The following is an 18063-nucleotide window of genomic DNA, read 5'->3' on the forward strand; positions in this document are numbered from 1 at the left end:
ACAACGGATTCGATCCGCAGCATCACGCCGTTTGCCTGCTTATGGGGATGTTTAGATAATCTCCTCTTCGCCACGGAAGTGTACGTTAAGCTCGTGGAGAGGGGCAAGGAGGATGCCGAGGGGGGTGCCCTGGGTCATCTTAGTGAAGGCGTTAACATCCTTAGGGAAGCACTTACCGCCGTAACCAAACTTTCCATCAGGTCCTGGGACGTAGGTGTGGGTGTCATTGATGTAACCAGAGAGAAGGCAACCCGTGTGAACTGTGCGCCAGTCAGCTCCCATCTTCTCGCAATACTCACGGCAAGCATTAAAATAGGTCACCTTATAGGCTCCAAACACGTTGTGCATATACTTGGTAAGCTCAGCCTCAAGTGGGGTCATGACGGTGAACTTCTTGCTGACAAAGATCTTAGTGAGGAGTTCGAGGGCTCCTGTAAAGACCATGGTCTGCTTCTTGAAGTCCTCGATGTGAGTACGCTCTGTGAGGAACTCTGGCATGTAGTGTACGCGATGGCCGGTCTCTTTGGTGAGCAGCTCGCTTGTGCCAGGAAGAATAGTGGTACGTACGAAGACAGGAACATCTGGGAGATTACTAATGAGTTCCTTCATGAGTGTGAGGTCCTGTGTGCCATCGTCTTCAGTGCGCACGTGGATCTGTAGGAACGCAATTTCGATATTACTAAGGTCATCATTGTAACCTTTGGCAGGGTCACTGATGAACAGTTTACACTCTGGATTGTTGTGCTCCAACCAATCCTTCAGGGCCCCCCCTACGAAGCCACATCCGATAATTCCAACGTTGATCATATCTATTTGATTTTATCTATATTGTTATTGTATTCGATTCTGAATGATTGAACATTACTTAACAGGCCCCTTTTCAAGGTACTCTGCCAAGTTCATCTAAATTCTAAATGCTCATAATACTCTACTTTTTATTTGTTATATCGATAATTAGTTGAAATCATATCCTATTTTTCTTTACCGTATCCATAGCCATAACCGTAACGCTTGCCATAGCCATAATACTTGCCGTATTTACCATAACCATGGTAATAGCCGTACTTCTTTTTCTGAAAATCCAAACCGTTAATAACAATACAGAGATTAGGTAACTTATTGTTTTCAGAAAGCTCATTAACCAAAATAAACTCTGCCTTACGGGTATAATCAGCACGGCATACATAGACTGATAAATCAGCAATACGACCTATCAGCAAAGTATCGGTTACCATACCCACAGGGGCGGTATCCAGAATCACATAATCAAAGTTAGTCTTCAATGTTTCAATAGCCTTCTCCAATCCGTCACGGGCCAATAATTCCGTTGGATTGGGAGGAACTGCTCCACCCGGAAGAATAAAAAGATTCCTGTTGATATCCGAAGGTTGAACCAAATCCATCAAGTTCATACTCGGGTTAGTCAGGAACTGAGTAATACCATGCTCTTTCTTTGGGATATTGAACACTTTGTTCAGACCGGGTTTGCGAATGTCAAGACCAACGATTACTACTGTTTTCCCTAACAAAGAAAGGCTAACTGCTAAATTGGCAGAAATAAAAGACTTACCTTCACCACTGATAGTAGAAGTTACTAAAATTACGTTCTTATCCCTTTCAAGCATAAACTGAAGATTGGTACGAACATTACGAAAAGTCTCACTCATCAGGTTGTTCTGATTCTCAAAAACCGCAATTGAACCGGATTTCTCATCCGCCAATGGAATATCGCCTACAACCGGAAGTGAAGTCAATTTCTCGATATCGGCACGTCCTTCAATCTTGAACTTGGTCAAACCTATCAGATAGATGATACCTACCGGAATTCCCATTCCCAAAAACAAAGCAACCAGGTAGACCATCATCCTTTTAGGGGAAACGGGATTATCATCAGCAATCGCTGCATCAATTATCTGAGCATTATTGGCCGTAGCTGCCAAAGTGATAGCATTCTCCTCACGTTTCTGAAGCAGCATTAGATACAGTCCCGATTTGATTTCCTGCTGGCGGGCAATACTTACAAACTGGCGCTCCTGGGTCGGGGCGTCACTGATACGGCGGGAATAACGGCTCGCCTCACGGTCCAGATCGGCTTTCGTAATCTGTAATCCTTTCAAGGTAGCATCCAAAGTGGCCTGCACATTGCTACGCATGGCACGGATACTGGTATTAAGGTTGACAATCGCCGGGTTACTTTCCGTTGAAGTACGCAACAGACGGTTACGTTCAATCAGCATCTCATTATAACGCGAGATTGCTCCAACCAAGCCACCATCCTGCAAGCCCACATTGGCAGGCAACACTTCATATTCATTACCCTGAAGGTATTTCTGCAAATCAACAATAAGGTTGATCTGGGTCTGATTCTCCACACGTTTCTTCTCATATTCCGCATTACCAGTCAAGGCGATCTGAGCCTCACTGCTCAAATCCGTAATACCGGCTGTACGTTTAAAATTTTCCAGATCTTGCTCAGTACTACCCAACTCCTTGGAAATAATACCGATACGTTCATCTATAAACTCTGCCGTTTTCTGGGCCACTTCATTCTTATCGTTATTCGCATTGATGTTGTACATCTCAAGTAGCTTATTGATAAAATCCCTGCCACGACGGGGATTGGTATTCTTCAATGAAATGACAACAACAGAAGTCGTTTTCGAAGTGGGGGCTATCGACAAGGAATTGGCATATCCTTTTGCTACAGAGAAAGGCCGGTTAATGAAAGCCGTAATATGACGTTCTTTCGTCACGCTTTCCGGACGAACAGCAGACAAGGTATCATTATTTGCAAAAAATGCGACTGTACCCTCATCGGTCGGGAATACGGCAGGTAATTTTTCAAACTGTCTCCGGTATTCTTTATCACCCACTCTCATTTGTACATCCATCACCCCTGTCGGTTGAAGAGTCATGGCGACTTCCATCCTGCCCGGAAGCTTGTCTGCCTCCTGCGGAGTAAGACTCACTAATACGGGAGAGGTCTGATAAAGTTCCTTTTTCGGGAACTCGTCTTCATCTATATAGGTAACAAACAGTCCTAAATTGTTTACCACCTCTCCTGACAAAGACTTCGAGCGGAGCACTTCGATTTCATTATCAACATTACCGGATGAAGAGACAAAACCGTCCAAACCCATCCTTTCCAGTTCGGAAGACACACTTGTACCACCACCTTTCTTATCATCCTTAATCAAGACTGTGGCGGAAATATTATAAACGGGTGTCGTCAGTCTCAGGTAGCCCCACGCACAGGCAATACATACAATTACTGAAAACACGAACCAAGGCCAGTGAACCAGACAACGGAAAAGGATTTCCTGAATATTAAACTGTTCTTCAGGCTGTTCCATACTCTTTTCCTTCTTTTCCTCAACCATACAGTAATACTATTTGAAGATTGTTACTAATAAACTTGCCAATGACACCAAGATAGAGGTGGCTGAGAACCAAAGGCTTGTACTGTTACCGATATCAGAGTTACGAGCTTTCGCCTTGTTTGGAGTCACATAAACAATATCATTCTGCTGCAACCAATAATAAGGGGAAAGAATGGTTTCCGCACTGTTAAGATCCAATGTTATAATCTGCTGTTTGCCGTCAGCACCTTCACGAATCAGTTTTACATTGTCACGAAGCCCCCAGACAGTCATATCACCCGCCATGGCCAAGGCTTCCAACAGATTCACCTTCTCATTATTGATGGTAAAGGTACCAGGACGTGCAACCTCACCCAATACGGAGATTTTGTAATTAACCATACGGACGGTTACTATCGGAGCCTCCTTGATATAAGGTTTCAACTTTTCTATAATTAATTGTTCCGCCTCTTTCTTTGTCAAACCGCCCACTTTTAATTCGCCTAATACCGGAAAATTGATCTTTCCTTCATTATCCACCAAATAGGGCTGTAGGACAGGTTGAGTTGTCAACTGTGTATTCCCGATAGCCACACTGCCAGGACTCGCTACAGTCAAATTGAATGGAACAGCCAACTCGGGACTGGTACATGATACCACAATAGTAAGCAGGTCTTTAGGCATTATCTTGGCATCATACAAGTTTTCATGTTGAACGGTCTGTTGTACAATTTCCGCATCCTGCAAGTAAGGCACCTTTTTGTATGACTGACAAGAAACAAACAGAAGTATTGTAATCAAGCAAACAAGTACATTGCGTCCCATGCCTTGTACACTCATATACATGTAAAATGGTTTATTCATAAAATTTTCTAGTTTATTATTCTTTATCCAACACTTCAAACCGCGGAGAATTTTTTGATTTGAACTCCGGAACTATTTTCTTCATTAACCGCACGGTATCCATAATCTTTACCGCACGCGACAACTTTTCAAATTCTGCATAAGTATCAAGAATATCAGCATATTCATACCGACGAACTTTGGCTATCATGATTTTCTTATTCTCTGTCGGAATCGTATTTTCTTTATCGCTCAATACCTCTTCATAAAGCTTCTCACCCGGACGTAATCCTGTGAATTCTATTTTTATGTCTTCATCCGGACGATACCCCGCCAATTCGATCATACGAGTCGCCAAATCAACAATCTTCACAGCTTTTCCCATCTCAAAGACAAAAATTTCATTGCCCTCACCCATTGTGGCGGCCTCCATTACCAGACGACAAGCTTCGGGAATGGTCATGAAGAAACGAATTATATCGGGATGAGTAACAGTGACAGGACCACCATTTTCTATCTGCTCTCTAAAACGGGGAATAACAGAACCGTTACTACCCAACACATTACCAAAACGAGTAGTGATGAATTTCGTGTGCCCTTCCACTTTTCCTTCACGGATAGCACATCCCAGACTTTGAACATAGATTTCTGCCAAACGTTTGGAACAACCCATTACATTAGTAGGATTTACAGCTTTATCCGTAGACACCATAATCATTTTTTCAGCACCATATTCCACAGCCATGTCAGCCACCTGACGAGAACCGGTCACATTGACAAGTACAGCCTCACAAGGATTTTCTTCCATCAATGGTACATGTTTATAAGCGGCGGCATGAAAGACGATTTGAGGATGATAAAGATCAAACACCATACGTACTCGCTCTTTCACACGCACGTCACCGATCACAGGAACAAAATCTATATTTGGATATTTTTTCTCAAACTCAAGACGGACATTATGCAAAGGTGTTTCTGCAGAGTCGAACATGATAAGTTTCTGAATTCCCATCTGCACCAATTGACGGCAAAGTTCACTGCCAATACTGCCAGCCGCACCAGTCACCAACACCACTTTTCCCCTGAATTCTTCTGCAACCTGACGAAGGTTGATATTAATTTCGGCACGGCCCAACAAATCCTCAATCTTAATAGGACGTACCCACTGATGAAAGTTTCCATCAGAATCCGCTTCACTGATAGTAGGAGCTATCAATGTTTTAAGTTCATTGTTTTTACAATATTCCAGAAGTCGTTTTTCTTCCAGACGGGTATCTTCATAACGGGCAAACAGAATCCCCTTAATTCCGCGCTTCCGCATGATATAATCAACATCCGATTCATTTTCAAAGTAATAAACGGGAAGATCTGCCAATCGGCGTCGGCTGTTATTTTTACCATATACATAAAAACCGGCTACCTTATAATGTGCACTATCCCTAAGACGTAACTTCAAGGCTACACTCTCTTCATTAGTACCATAAATAAGAATACGTGCGTTCTTTTTATTCACCCAATCCAATAAAAAATCATAGACGATTATCAATGATACACGGAAAGTTGTCAAGATCACTAAAGTCAATAAGCCATCAAATAGAAGATAGGATATTTTATAGTTATATGGCAATTGGGTCTCATATATAAGCCCAAAAGAAATAATGGCCAAACAGGTAATTTTAAATAAAACGGCACACATGATACGCCAAAGTTCACGCGCCTGTGAAAAACGAATTGTATTACGATAAGTATGGAATAATAAAGAGCCCGCAACACTTGCTAACAAAGAGATGCAAGCAAACTTACAAAGCATCCAGTCGGTCATTGGAACATGCGCCATATAATGAATTACCGCATAAGCGACCAACGAACATAACACAGAAATTGCCGTGTCAATACCTAAAATAACCCAATAACTGAAATAATTTTTGCGGGCATATTGCACTATGCCCTTCAATGTCTTTTCCATTATAGTATAAATGAATAAAATAATATTTCGAAATTTGATTTATCTAATTGATTACGATCAGTACAAGGACTATGACTACGATTTCCATGTTGGTGTAGCCCAACAGAAAATCCCTTCATCTTTCGATACGGACATACATTTCTACACTATATCTTTTGTAAAGATATAATTCATAATACTTTATGGATTTTTATTTTTGAGAGAGGTCATCGATAAATATATCCACTGTTTGGTTACCGATGTCAGATAGACTGCCTGCTATTTTACAGACTTTCATTACATTTTTGCAGTAAAATCCCCATACCCCTATAAAATAGATTGATTACTCAATCACGTAAATCCCCATTTTCAGATACCGGCTCTACACACCCAGCCGGTATATCTACACATGCACACCCTAACATTGTCAATCGAACAGCAACTTTCGATTTCCCATTCACATGTACTAATTCCCCTTCCAATCCTGCCAATGGTCCCTTGATTACCCGTATTTTCTCTCCCGGAGCCAATGGCGATGTACTCATGCTAATCGTCTCATCCGAGTAGTCGAGCATAAACTTAAATCGCAACATTTGTTGATCAGGAATAACAGCCGGAGTACTCTCCCCACGTAATACCATGTAACGGCTGATAGAAGATAAAGTCAGGACTTCTTTTTGTTCTTGCAGATCAACGTGAACGAAAATCATCATCGGAAGCAGTACCCGGTCGACAATTTTACGGCGGTCGCTCCATTGATGAACTTCTTGTTGAATTGGAAGGAAATTTTCGATCCCCATTTTCGTAAGCCGCTCACCCGTTTTTTTCTCGTGACAAATACGTACGATTGCCACCAACCAACGTTTTGAGCGCGCTACGCTGCTGCCAATCACATCTGTTGGCAGAAGATTTCGATCGTCATTTTTCTTAATGATCATGTATTTTTACCCCTCATTTTTCCATACCCCTTAGGCAATGGATTGAATTCGGTGACAAAGATAGATAAAATTATAAATAGTAAACAAGAAAAAACGCTTTCTTTTTTTACACACAAATAGAAATATACAGTTAAGACTATCTTGGACGTGAAGAATCCGCTATCACATTGGTTCTATTTTACCACCCATATTTTATACAACATCCCTAAACAAATCAGGCGCGGAATTTCCGCGCCTGATTTCTATTTCTTTGATTTACTTACCACTTATAATTGATACCGAAGCTAAGCAATTCTTTCAACTGGAAGAAGCTGTCTCCTTCAGTCGGTTTCGAGCTGTCGTCAAAACGGGTATGTATATAGAGCTTAGTAGAAAGATAACGGTTCAATACGAAGTTGAATGTATTTTCCCATTCTACACGTGCCCAATGATAGTTGGTCAGATAATTGAGACGAGACTCTAAAGTTACTGCAGAGATGATGGTCCAGTTCAATGTGGATTGCAACTGGGAACCAAAGTCGTTTTTAGAGCATTTTCCTTTGTCTAAGCCAAACTTTGTCTCGTCTACTTCAGAATTACCGATATAACGCAAATTATAAGTCAACGGCGCCATAAACACAGAAAGATTAAATTTCTTCTTACTCAATTTATAATCCATACCGACACTGACCGCCAAATCTGCCGGAGACATGAAAGATGAAACCAATTCTTCGCTGTTAGCTTTATATCCATTGAAAAACTGTGTCTTAAACTCGGACGAAATGGTATAATACCAATTCTTGAAAGCTCTCAAACCTAATTTATTATACAAACGAAATTGGTCTGTATTGAACAGATATTTATGGTATTCATCTGACGGAGTGGAAGTCATACCTACTTTAGCTTCCAGCTGGTTCTCAAACAGCACCTTTTCATTGTCATTATAGTTGGCAAAAATCTGAAAAGTGGCTAATCCGGAGAAGTTACTTTCACCTCCCTTATACCAGTTATCCGAAAGGTGGTTCTGGCTAATCTGCAACGATCCGTTACCTCCGGTCACCCACCAGTTCGGCCGACTAATCTTCATATTGGCTTTCCCTACATTATCATCCATATTTTCCGGTTGAAACAGATGAATAACGTTTGCTTTGGGAGATATTTTCGGCTTCACATCGTGACGGAATACATCACGACTCATGATGCGGTCTTCTGTAGTGACAACCAAGTTCGGACGTTCCAAATAAAGATCCATCAATGCACTGTTCACTATTTTCTCGGCACGCTGGGTTTTGGTAAATGCCAGGGTATCATAAGGCAGAAGTTCCGCTGTCAGTTGAGGAGTGGTGTCCCATTGCATAGGCTTCCATTCCAATTTCGAATATTGTGCCATCGGAGCATAATAATATGCCAATGGTGTGAACAGACGAAAATAATCGGGATCAGACGGAATATAACGTGGCGGCACAGACAGATCGTTCAAATAATCTAATTGCGCGACATACTTATTATATAAATAAGAAACGGTATCCAGTTTCGGAGTCGGCCCCGACATATTCAGTTTGAGCATCAAATATTTCTGAAGCTCCGCCGAAAGCGTATCTGCTTTCACGACTCTGGCTTTTGCCACAACTGTTGAAGATTTAACCGTTTTGGCAGGTTTAATCGCTTCAGGAGCAGGCTGCAGAGAGTCAGTCGGAAGTGGAGAGGGATCGACAGATTCCTGTGCAAAAAGCGATAACGATAAGATTGACAGAATAAACGCTGAACATAAAGTAGTAATTCTCATCATATTTGTCTATGGTTTAGAGTGCAAAGCTACATTATTTTGTTCAGAAATCATAGGATTCTTTTAAAATTGCATTTTTTAATAAAATTGTGGAGACGAAAGACTGTAATCTTCCTCTTTTTTTTATAATTTTGCGGTTTTTAAGTTCGTAAGAATACTACTAAGTAAACAATTATTAAAACAGTTATAGCTGTGGGAGAAACAAAGTATATTTTCGTCACCGGTGGTGTTGCCTCTTCTTTAGGAAAAGGGATCATCTCATCATCCATCGGTAAGTTGCTGCAAGCAAGAGGTTATAATGTAACCATCCAGAAGTTTGACCCGTATATCAACATCGACCCGGGAACATTGAATCCTTATGAGCACGGAGAGTGCTATGTAACCGTAGACGGACACGAAGCCGACCTCGACTTGGGACACTATGAGCGATTCCTGGGTATACAAACGACAAAGGCGAACAACATTACTACGGGACGTATCTACAAGAGCGTCATTGACAAGGAACGTCGTGGAGATTATCTGGGTAAAACGATCCAGGTGATTCCTCACATCACAGACGAGATCAAACGGAATGTAAAACTGCTTGGTAATAAATACAAGTTTGATTTTGTGATTACTGAAATCGGTGGTACGGTAGGTGACATCGAATCACTCCCCTACCTCGAAAGTATCCGTCAGTTGAAATGGGAACTCGGTAAGAACGCTCTTTGCGTACACTTGACCTATGTTCCTTATCTTGCTGCTGCCGGAGAATTGAAAACAAAACCAACGCAACATTCTGTAAAGGAACTCCAAAGTGTGGGTATTCAGCCGGATGTACTGGTACTGCGTGCCGAGCATCCGCTAAGTGACGGATTGCGTAAGAAAGTGGCACAATTCTGTAATGTAGACGATAAAGCCGTCGTGCAGTCTATCGACGCGGAAACAATCTACGAAGTACCTATCCTGATGCAAGCGCAAGGGCTGGACAGCACTATCCTCGAAAAGATGGGACTGCCGGTAGGAGAAACTCCGGGACTCGGCCCATGGCGTAAATTCCTGGAACGTCGTCACGCTGCAGAGACTAAAGAACCGATCAATATTGCACTGGTTGGAAAATACGATTTGCAGGATGCTTACAAATCTATCCGTGAAGCTTTATCGCAAGCGGGTACTTACAATGACCGCAAAGTGGAAGTTCATTTCGTAAACAGCGAGAAACTGACAGATGAGAATGTAGCTGAAGCTTTGAAAGGTATGGCGGGCGTAATGATTGGTCCGGGATTCGGTCAACGGGGTATCGACGGCAAGTTTGTCGCTATCAAATATACACGTACACATGACATTCCGACTTTCGGTATTTGTCTGGGTATGCAATGTATTGCTATTGAGTTTGCCCGCAACGTACTAGGATACGCAGATGCCAACTCACGTGAAATGGATGAAAAGACTCCGCACAACGTGATTGATATCATGGAAGAGCAGAAAGCAATCACCAATATGGGTGGTACGATGCGTCTGGGTGCTTACGAATGTGTATTGCAGAAAGGTTCGAAAGCATATCAGGCTTACGGACAGGAACATATTCAGGAACGTCACCGCCATCGCTATGAGTTCAACAATGATTATAAAGACCGATATGAAGCTGCCGGCATGAAATGTGTAGGTATCAACCCGGAATCGGATCTGGTAGAAATCGTTGAGATCCCAACTTTGAAATGGTTTGTCGGCACACAGTTCCATCCGGAATATGGTAGTACGGTACTGAACCCTCATCCGTTGTTCGTTGCATTTGTGAAAGCTGCCATCGAAAACGAAAAAGCAACGGTGAACGGCTAACGATACGTGGTAAACAACCGGTAGTTTGTAATTTATATAATTTGTAATTAAAATAAGAATGGATAAAAACACCATCACAGGTCTCGTTCTGATAGGTATATTATTGGTAGGATTCAGTTTTTTGAGCCGTCCAAGCGAGGAACAGATAGCTGCGCAAAAGAAATACTACGATTCTATTGCCATGGTACAGCAGCAGGAGGAAGCGTTGAAGGCTAAAACGGAAGCTGCACTGGCTAACAGTCAAAAAGAGGTGGCATCGGCTGCCGATTCTTCTGCTTTGTTTTTCAATGCCTTGCATGGAACCGACTCTAAAATCAGCATCCAGAATAATGTAGCGGAAATCACTTTCACAACCAAAGGCGGACGTGTCTATTCAGCCATGCTGAAAGATTATATGGCACAAGACAAAAAGACGCCGGTCATGTTGTTCGACGGTGACGATGCTTCGATGAACTTCAACTTTTACAACAAGGCAGGAGCCATCCAGACCAAAGATTATTTCTTTGAAGCTGTGAACAAGACGGACAGTAGTGTTACAATGCGCCTGGCTGCGGATAGCGCAAGCTATATCGATTTCATCTATACGCTGAAACCGGATAGCTACCTGATGAACTTTGAAATCAAAGCGACAGGCATGGAAGACAAGTTGGCTAGTACTAAGTATGTGGACATCGACTGGTCACAACGTGCCCGCCAACTGGAAAAAGGATTCACTTATGAGAATCGTCTGTCGGAACTGACTTATAAAGTAACAGGTGACAATGTAGACAACTTGTCTGCTGCCAAAGATGACAGTCAGGATTTGCCGGGACGCATTGATTGGGTAGCTTTCAAGAATCAGTTCTTCTCGTCTGTATTTATCGCTGAACAGGATTTCGACAAGGTTTCCGTTAAGTCAAAAATGGAACAACAGGGAAGCGGATATATCAAAGATTATTCTGCTGAAATGAATACTTTCTTTGATCCGTCAGGCAAAGAACCGACAGAGATGTACTTCTACTTCGGTCCGAACCACTTCAAGACGCTGAAAGCGCTGGATAAAGGACGTGACGAGAAATGGGAGCTTCACCGACTGGTTTACCTGGGTTGGCCGCTGATTCGCTGGATTAACCAGTTTATCACGATCAACGTATTCGACTGGTTGTCCGGCTGGGGATTGAGCATGGGTATCGTTCTGTTGATTCTGACTATTATGGTGAAAGTGCTGGTTTATCCGGCTACCTGGAAAACGTACATGTCTTCTGCCAAGATGCGTGTATTGAAACCGAAAATTGATGAAATCAACAAGAAATATCCCAAGCAGGAAGATGCAATGAAGAAACAGCAGGAGGTGATGAGCCTTTACAGCCAATACGGGGTAAGCCCGATGGGTGGCTGTCTGCCGATGTTATTGCAGTTCCCTATCCTGATGGCTTTGTTTATGTTCGTGCCGAGTGCTATCGAACTGCGTCAACAGAGTTTCTTGTGGGCGGACGACCTTTCTACTTATGACGCTATCATCACATTCCCGTTCCATATCCCGTTCCTTGGCAATCACCTTAGCTTGTTCTGCTTGCTGATGACGTTGACAAACATCTTGAACACAAAGTACACAATGTCTATGCAGGATACCGGAGCGCAGCCACAAATGGCGGCTATGAAATGGATGATGTATCTGATGCCGATTATGTTCTTGTTCGTCTTGAACGATTATCCGTCAGGTTTGAACTATTACTACTTCGTGTCAACGCTGATTAGTGTGGGTACTATGATTCTGCTTCGTAGAACGACTAACGAAACTAAATTGTTGGCTATTCTTGAAGCGAAAAAGAAAGACCCGAAACAAATGAAAAAGACCGGATTTGCTGCTCGCCTGGAGGCGATGCAAAAGCAACAAGAGCAATTGCAGCAGCAAAGACAGAATAAAAAATAAGGAGTAATTCCTGAATCATATTCTAAGAAAGCCGGACATCCTATTTTGGTTGCCCGGCTTTCTTTCTCTAAAAAATAAAATAAGATGAAAACTAAATATTCTTATAAACAAATCTGGACAATCTCCTACCCTATCCTAATCAGTCTGATTATGGAACAGATGATTGGTATGACGGACACTGCTTTTCTGGGACGTGTCGGAGAAATCGAATTAGGTGCTTCCGCCATTGCAGGTGTATATTACCTTGCCATTTTCATGATGGCATTCGGTTTCAGCATCGGTGCCCAGATATTAATTGCGCGTCGCAATGGAGAAAGAAACTACAAGGAAATCGGACCCATTTTTTATCAGGGCATATATTTCCTGCTTGCCATGGCAGTGATTTTATTCACGTTCTCCATCGTATTCTCACCATATATCCTCAAGAATATCATTTCGTCTCCTCACATTTACGATGCAGCCGAGAGTTATATTCACTGGCGTGTGTACGGGTTCTTCTTCTCTTTTATCATGGTCATGTTCCGCGCCTTCTTTGTAGGTACGACACAAACCAAGACGCTGACTTTGAACTCTATTGTGATGGTACTTTCGAATGTGGTATTCAATTATATCCTGATTTTCGGTAAATTCGGTTTCCCGCAATTGGGAATTGCCGGTGCTGCTATCGGCTCTTCGCTGGCTGAAATGGTATCGGTGATTTTCTTTATCATCTATACCTGGAAGCGGATTGACTGCAGGAAGTATGCATTGAATATACTGCCTAAGTTCCAAGGGAAAACACTGAAACGAATACTGAATGTTTCTGTGTGGACAATGATTCAGAACTTTGTTTCTTTGTCTACTTGGTTTATGTTCTTTCTATTTGTGGAACATTTGGGAGAGCGCTCTTTGGCAATCGCGAACATTATCCGAAACGTGTCGGGAATCCCGTTTATGATTGCAATGGCATTTGCATCCACCTGTGGTTCATTGGTCAGCAATCTGATCGGTGCAGGTGAACAGGATTGTGTACGGGGTACTATCAGGCAGCACATTCGCATTGGATATATATTTGTATTGCCAATTCTGATATTCTTCTGTCTATTTCCGGATCTGATCCTACGTATTTATACAGATATGCCGGATTTGAGAGCAGCATCCGTGCCTTCACTATGGGTATTGTGTTCTGCCTATCTGGTGCTGGTGCCTGCCAATGTTTATTTCCAATCGGTATCAGGTACAGGGAATACGCGGACTGCACTGGCTATGGAACTTTGTGTATTGGCTATCTACGTCACATACTCTGCATATTTCATCATGTACCTGCGGATGGACGTCGCATTTGCCTGGACAACGGAATGCGTATATGGTATTTTCACGCTGATGTTCTGCTACTGGTATATGAAGAAAGGAAACTGGCAGAAAAAGAAGATTTAAATCCTTTTTTCACTATCTTCGCAAGAAAATAAACATTTTATAAAATATATGAGACAAGCTAATTTAATTATGATGTCGGCGGCAATGTTGTTAGCTGCCTGCGGAGGAACCAAAGACGCAGGCAAGACAGATCAGGTGCTTATCGAGAAATCGGATATTAAGATCGAAGGGAAGCGCATGACTCCCGAAGCACTTTGGGCTATGGGACGTATCGGCGGATTCGCCGTATCGCCCGACGGAAAGAAAATTGCGTATACGGTAGCGTATTACAGCGTACCGGAAAACAAGAGTAACCGCGAAGTTTTCGTGATGAACGCAGACGGAAGCGAAAACCAACAAATCACTCGTACCCCGTATCAGGAAAATGAGGTGACTTGGATTAAAGGAGGCACCAAACTTGCATTCTTAAGTAATGACAACGGAAGCAGCCAGCTTTATGAAATGAATCCGGATGGTAGCGGGCGCAAGCAGCTGACCAACTACGACGGAGATATTGAAGGATATTCCATCTCACCGGATGGCAAAAAACTGCTGTTTATTTCACAAGTAAAGACGAAAGAAAGCACTGCTGATAAGTATCCGGACCTGCCGAAAGCTACCGGTATCATCGTTACCGACCTGATGTACAAACATTGGGATGAATGGGTGACGACCGCTCCGCATCCTTTTGTTGCCGACTTTGATGGTAACGGCATTTCCAATATCGTGGATATTCTGAACGACGAACCGTATGAAAGTCCGATGAAGCCTTGGGGTGGCATTGAGCAACTTGCCTGGAATATGACTTCGGACAAAGTGGCTTACACTTGCCGTAAAAAGACAGGACTGGAATATGCGATTTCTACCAACTCGGATATTTATGTGTATGACCTGAACACCAAGAAAACAGAAAATATTACTGAAGAGAACAAAGGATACGATACCAACCCGCAATACTCACCGGACGGCAAGTATATTGCCTGGCAGAGCATGGAACGTGACGGATACGAAGCGGATTTGAACCGTCTGTTCATCATGAACCTAGAAACTGGCGAGAAGCGTTTTGTGAGTAAGGCATTCGAATCGAATGTGGATGCTTTTGTCTGGGGAGCAGATGCTAAAGTGATCTATTTCACAGGTGTATGGCATGGAGAATCACAAATTTATGCGCTTGACCTGGCAAATGATTCGGTAAAGGCTATTACTTCAGGAATGTATGATTACGAAGGGGTAGCTCTTTTCGGAGATAAGCTGATTGCGAAACGTCATTCAATGAGTATGGGTGATGAGATTTACTCTGTGGCACTGGATGGTTCTACCACTCAACTGACACAGGAGAACAAACAAATCTATGACCAGTTGGAAATGGGTAAAGTGGAAGGTCGCTGGATGAAAACAACAGATGGTAAACAGATGTTGACATGGGTGATTTATCCTCCACAGTTTGATCCGAACAAGAAATATCCGACTTTACTGTTCTGCGAAGGAGGTCCGCAGAGTCCGGTAAGCCAGTTCTGGTCTTATCGCTGGAACTTCCAGATTATGGCAGCTAATGATTATATCATCGTTGCTCCGAACCGTCGCGGTTTGCCGGGATTCGGTGTGGAATGGAATGAACAAATCAGTGGCGATTACGGTGGCCAGTGTATGAAGGATTACTTCACTGCTATCGATGAAATGGCAAAAGAGCCGTATGTGGACAAAGATCGTCTGGGATGCGTAGGTGCCAGCTTCGGAGGATTCTCCGTATATTGGTTGGCCGGACATCACGACAAACGGTTCAAAGCGTTCATTGCTCATGATGGTATCTTCAACATGGAAATGCAATATCTGGAAACTGAAGAAAAATGGTTTGCCAACTGGGATATGGGAGGCGCATACTGGGAAAAACAGAATCCGGTGGCACAGCGTACGTTTGCCAACTCTCCTCACCTATTCGTAGAGAAATGGGATACTCCTATTCTCTGTATCCATGGAGAAAAAGACTACCGTATCCTGGCTAATCAGGCTATGGCTGCTTTTGATGCTGCCGTGATGCGTGGTGTTCCTGCAGAGCTGCTGATTTATCCGGATGAAAACCACTGGGTATTGAAGCCACAGAATGGAGTGTTATGGCAGCGCACATTCTTTGAATGGTTGGACAAATGGGTGAAGAAAGCTCCGTCTAAATAAAATTTTACGTTAATTACATAGTAGAATAAACATAGTAAACTAAAAGAAGCCCCTGTTCTCAATCTTTTGAGTTCAGGGGCTTCTCCATTGCATTCATCAAAATCGGCTAAAATTATAAAAAAGTTCGCTAAATTTACTCCGAATAAATATTTTCAATTTCTACAATATACATCTTATGGAAACCTCCATGAGCACCACCGTACCACTTTTCTATTGATTCTTTATCCAGAAAACATTCCGGTTTGATAGTGTCAGCATAAAGTTTCTTACATTCCAGACTCAAACGTGCCTGCTCGAACAGGACATTTCCTTTTTCTGTAAATACAGGTTTCAATCCGGTTTCTTTTACTTTATCTATATTACGTCCCGACTTGGAACCACAAACAGCGTGAATTTTCTTATTTTCTTCTCCTAAGAAAGAAAGTGTCAGGTAATCGTTCTTCTCTACAAACTCGTATGTATACCGTTCGGGACGGATAAAAACGAAAGCAACCGGTTTATTCCACAACCAGCCGATGCCACCCCAACTTGCTGTCATCGTGTTAAACTTCTCTTTTGTTCCGGCTGTAACCAGCATCCACTCTTTTCCAATCGCTTCGAAAAAGTTTTCTTTCAAATCTTTTACTTCTAATTTCTTCATCTCTTTATTCGTAAATATGTATTCATAATTAGTTTATATAATAATTTAGGCACGGATTACACAGATTAACACGGTTACTTTGCAACAATAACAACACTAAAAACCGTGAAATCCGTACCTAGAAAAATAACGATTAATTCATAGCAGGTACTTATCTAATTATTTCTGTTTATTCAATTTCACAATCTCTCCCAAATAGGGAATCTTCACCGGAATCTTCCGTTTCTTAGCCTCTGTTGCGAAGACTTTCGGGGGATCATGCAAAGGCTCGTCAGACAAATCGAATGTGCCATAATGCATGGGAATGGTAAGCCCAGCATGCATTTCCCCGGCGGCAGTCAATGATTCGTAAGGCGATATATGATTGGGACGCATAAACCAGCGAGGTTTGTATGCCCCGATGCCTAACAAAGCATAATCCGGTGCTCCGAACAGATCGGGAATCTCACGGAAGTGACTGGAATAACCTGTATCACCGCTATAATAAAGAGAAATTCCATTTCCTTGCAGCATGAAAGCTCCCCACAGTCGCTGGCCACCATCACGTACAGAACGTTTGCTCCAGTGTTGTGCCGGTAGAAAAGTAATCTTCAATCCCTCATCTTCCATTTGTTGATACCATCCGGCTTCAATCACTTTCATTTCGGGAAACCATCCCTGAATCAGCTCACCGGTTCCCAAGCCGCAAAAGAGTTTCATTTGCGGGTTATTCTTCAGTAAACGGGCTATACTCTGTTTATCCAAATGATCGAAATGGTCATGGCTGACAAGTAGATAATCAATCCCCGTAAATATGTCAGGATTAGCGGGAAACTCGCTCTGTCTCTTCACAAAAGGAATACTGCCGAACACAGGATCGAACATGATTCGTTTACCTGCTAACTGGAGAAAGAAAGAATTATGTCCGAGCCATATCAGGGAATCTCCCACCACTGCATCCAATGAACGGAGATAACAAACCTTTGGATCCCATTTCACCGTTTTCTTCTCTTTGCGTTGGGGATTGGACGAAAGACGCCATTTCAGTACACTCCCCATCCCCGGACGGAAGCGATGCTGCCGATTAAAAAAACGCCCGCGCACCATCGGATTTCCTCTCCAATAAGGGTTGACTGTCGCTAAACGTTCGTTTCTCCTAAAGCATATATGTTCACCCATTTTTATTTCCTGAATACGTATTTACAAACTTACTAAAAATTTCTCGATTTACGATGAATTAGAGTAAACAAAAAATGTACCCCGGACACACTATCGGGGTACATTTACTTATAAAGGA

General features: G+C 42.5%; 12 protein-coding genes. 4 read left to right on the plus strand and 8 right to left on the minus strand.

Annotated features, from left to right (window positions below):
* Positions 1-51: 51 nt before the first annotated feature.
* From Bovatus_RS05520 to Bovatus_RS05545, 6 genes are all read right to left on the minus strand, one after another.
* Positions 52-807 (minus strand): Rossmann-fold NAD(P)-binding domain-containing protein, encoded by a 756-nt coding sequence (locus tag Bovatus_RS05520; protein WP_004299966.1) that lies wholly within the window; start codon positions 805-807, stop codon positions 52-54.
* 164 nt (positions 808-971) lie between these two features.
* Positions 972-3380, minus strand: a complete 2409-nt coding sequence (locus tag Bovatus_RS05525) for a GumC family protein (RefSeq protein WP_004299967.1) — start codon at positions 3378-3380, stop codon at positions 972-974.
* Between the two features lie 9 nt (positions 3381-3389).
* Complete coding sequence (locus Bovatus_RS05530; protein WP_052587988.1) at positions 3390-4223, minus strand: polysaccharide biosynthesis/export family protein; 834 nt, start codon at positions 4221-4223, stop codon at positions 3390-3392.
* Between the two features lie 16 nt (positions 4224-4239).
* A complete protein-coding gene (locus Bovatus_RS05535; protein ID WP_004299969.1) occupies positions 4240-6168 on the minus strand; it encodes a polysaccharide biosynthesis protein in 1929 nt (642 codons plus the stop codon).
* 326 nt (positions 6169-6494) lie between these two features.
* Complete coding sequence (locus Bovatus_RS05540; protein WP_004299971.1) at positions 6495-7085, minus strand: UpxY family transcription antiterminator; 591 nt, start codon at positions 7083-7085, stop codon at positions 6495-6497.
* A 259-nt stretch (positions 7086-7344) separates the two neighbouring features.
* A complete protein-coding gene (locus Bovatus_RS05545; RefSeq protein WP_004299972.1) occupies positions 7345-8853 on the minus strand; it encodes a DUF3078 domain-containing protein in 1509 nt (502 codons plus the stop codon).
* A 189-nt stretch (positions 8854-9042) separates the two neighbouring features.
* On the opposite strand from Bovatus_RS05545, the gene Bovatus_RS05550 reads away from it, so the two are divergent.
* The 4 genes from Bovatus_RS05550 to Bovatus_RS05565 all read left to right on the plus strand — a co-directional run bounded on the left by Bovatus_RS05550 (position 9043) and on the right by Bovatus_RS05565 (position 16147).
* Positions 9043-10668: a CTP synthase gene (locus Bovatus_RS05550; protein WP_004299973.1), complete on the plus strand. Its 1626-nt coding sequence runs from the start codon at positions 9043-9045 to the stop codon at positions 10666-10668.
* Positions 10669-10726: 58 nt separating this feature from the next.
* Positions 10727-12580, plus strand: coding sequence for a membrane protein insertase YidC (gene yidC / locus Bovatus_RS05555; RefSeq protein WP_004299974.1), 1854 nt, complete (start codon positions 10727-10729; stop codon positions 12578-12580).
* An 84-nt stretch (positions 12581-12664) separates the two neighbouring features.
* Positions 12665-13996 carry a multidrug efflux MATE transporter BexA gene (gene bexA / locus Bovatus_RS05560; RefSeq protein WP_004299975.1) on the plus strand — a complete coding sequence of 444 codons (1332 nt, stop codon included), beginning with the start codon at positions 12665-12667 and terminating at the stop codon, positions 13994-13996.
* 48 nt (positions 13997-14044) lie between these two features.
* The gene (locus Bovatus_RS05565; protein ID WP_004299976.1) at positions 14045-16147 is read left to right on the plus strand and encodes a S9 family peptidase; all 2103 of its coding nucleotides are present in this window, start codon (positions 14045-14047) and stop codon (positions 16145-16147) included.
* Positions 16148-16280: 133 nt separating this feature from the next.
* Here Bovatus_RS05565 and Bovatus_RS05570 read toward each other — a convergent pair whose 3' ends face one another.
* Both Bovatus_RS05570 and Bovatus_RS05575 read right to left on the minus strand, forming a co-directional pair.
* Complete coding sequence (locus Bovatus_RS05570) at positions 16281-16787, minus strand: flavin reductase family protein (protein WP_004299977.1); 507 nt, start codon at positions 16785-16787, stop codon at positions 16281-16283.
* Between the two features lie 159 nt (positions 16788-16946).
* On the minus strand, positions 16947-17945 hold the full coding sequence (locus Bovatus_RS05575) for an MBL fold metallo-hydrolase (protein ID WP_052587989.1): 999 nt from the start codon (positions 17943-17945) through the stop codon (positions 16947-16949).
* Positions 17946-18063: the final 118 nt, after the last annotated feature.

The organism is Bacteroides ovatus (assembly GCF_001314995.1).
GTDB classification, from domain to species: domain Bacteria; phylum Bacteroidota; class Bacteroidia; order Bacteroidales; family Bacteroidaceae; genus Bacteroides; species Bacteroides ovatus.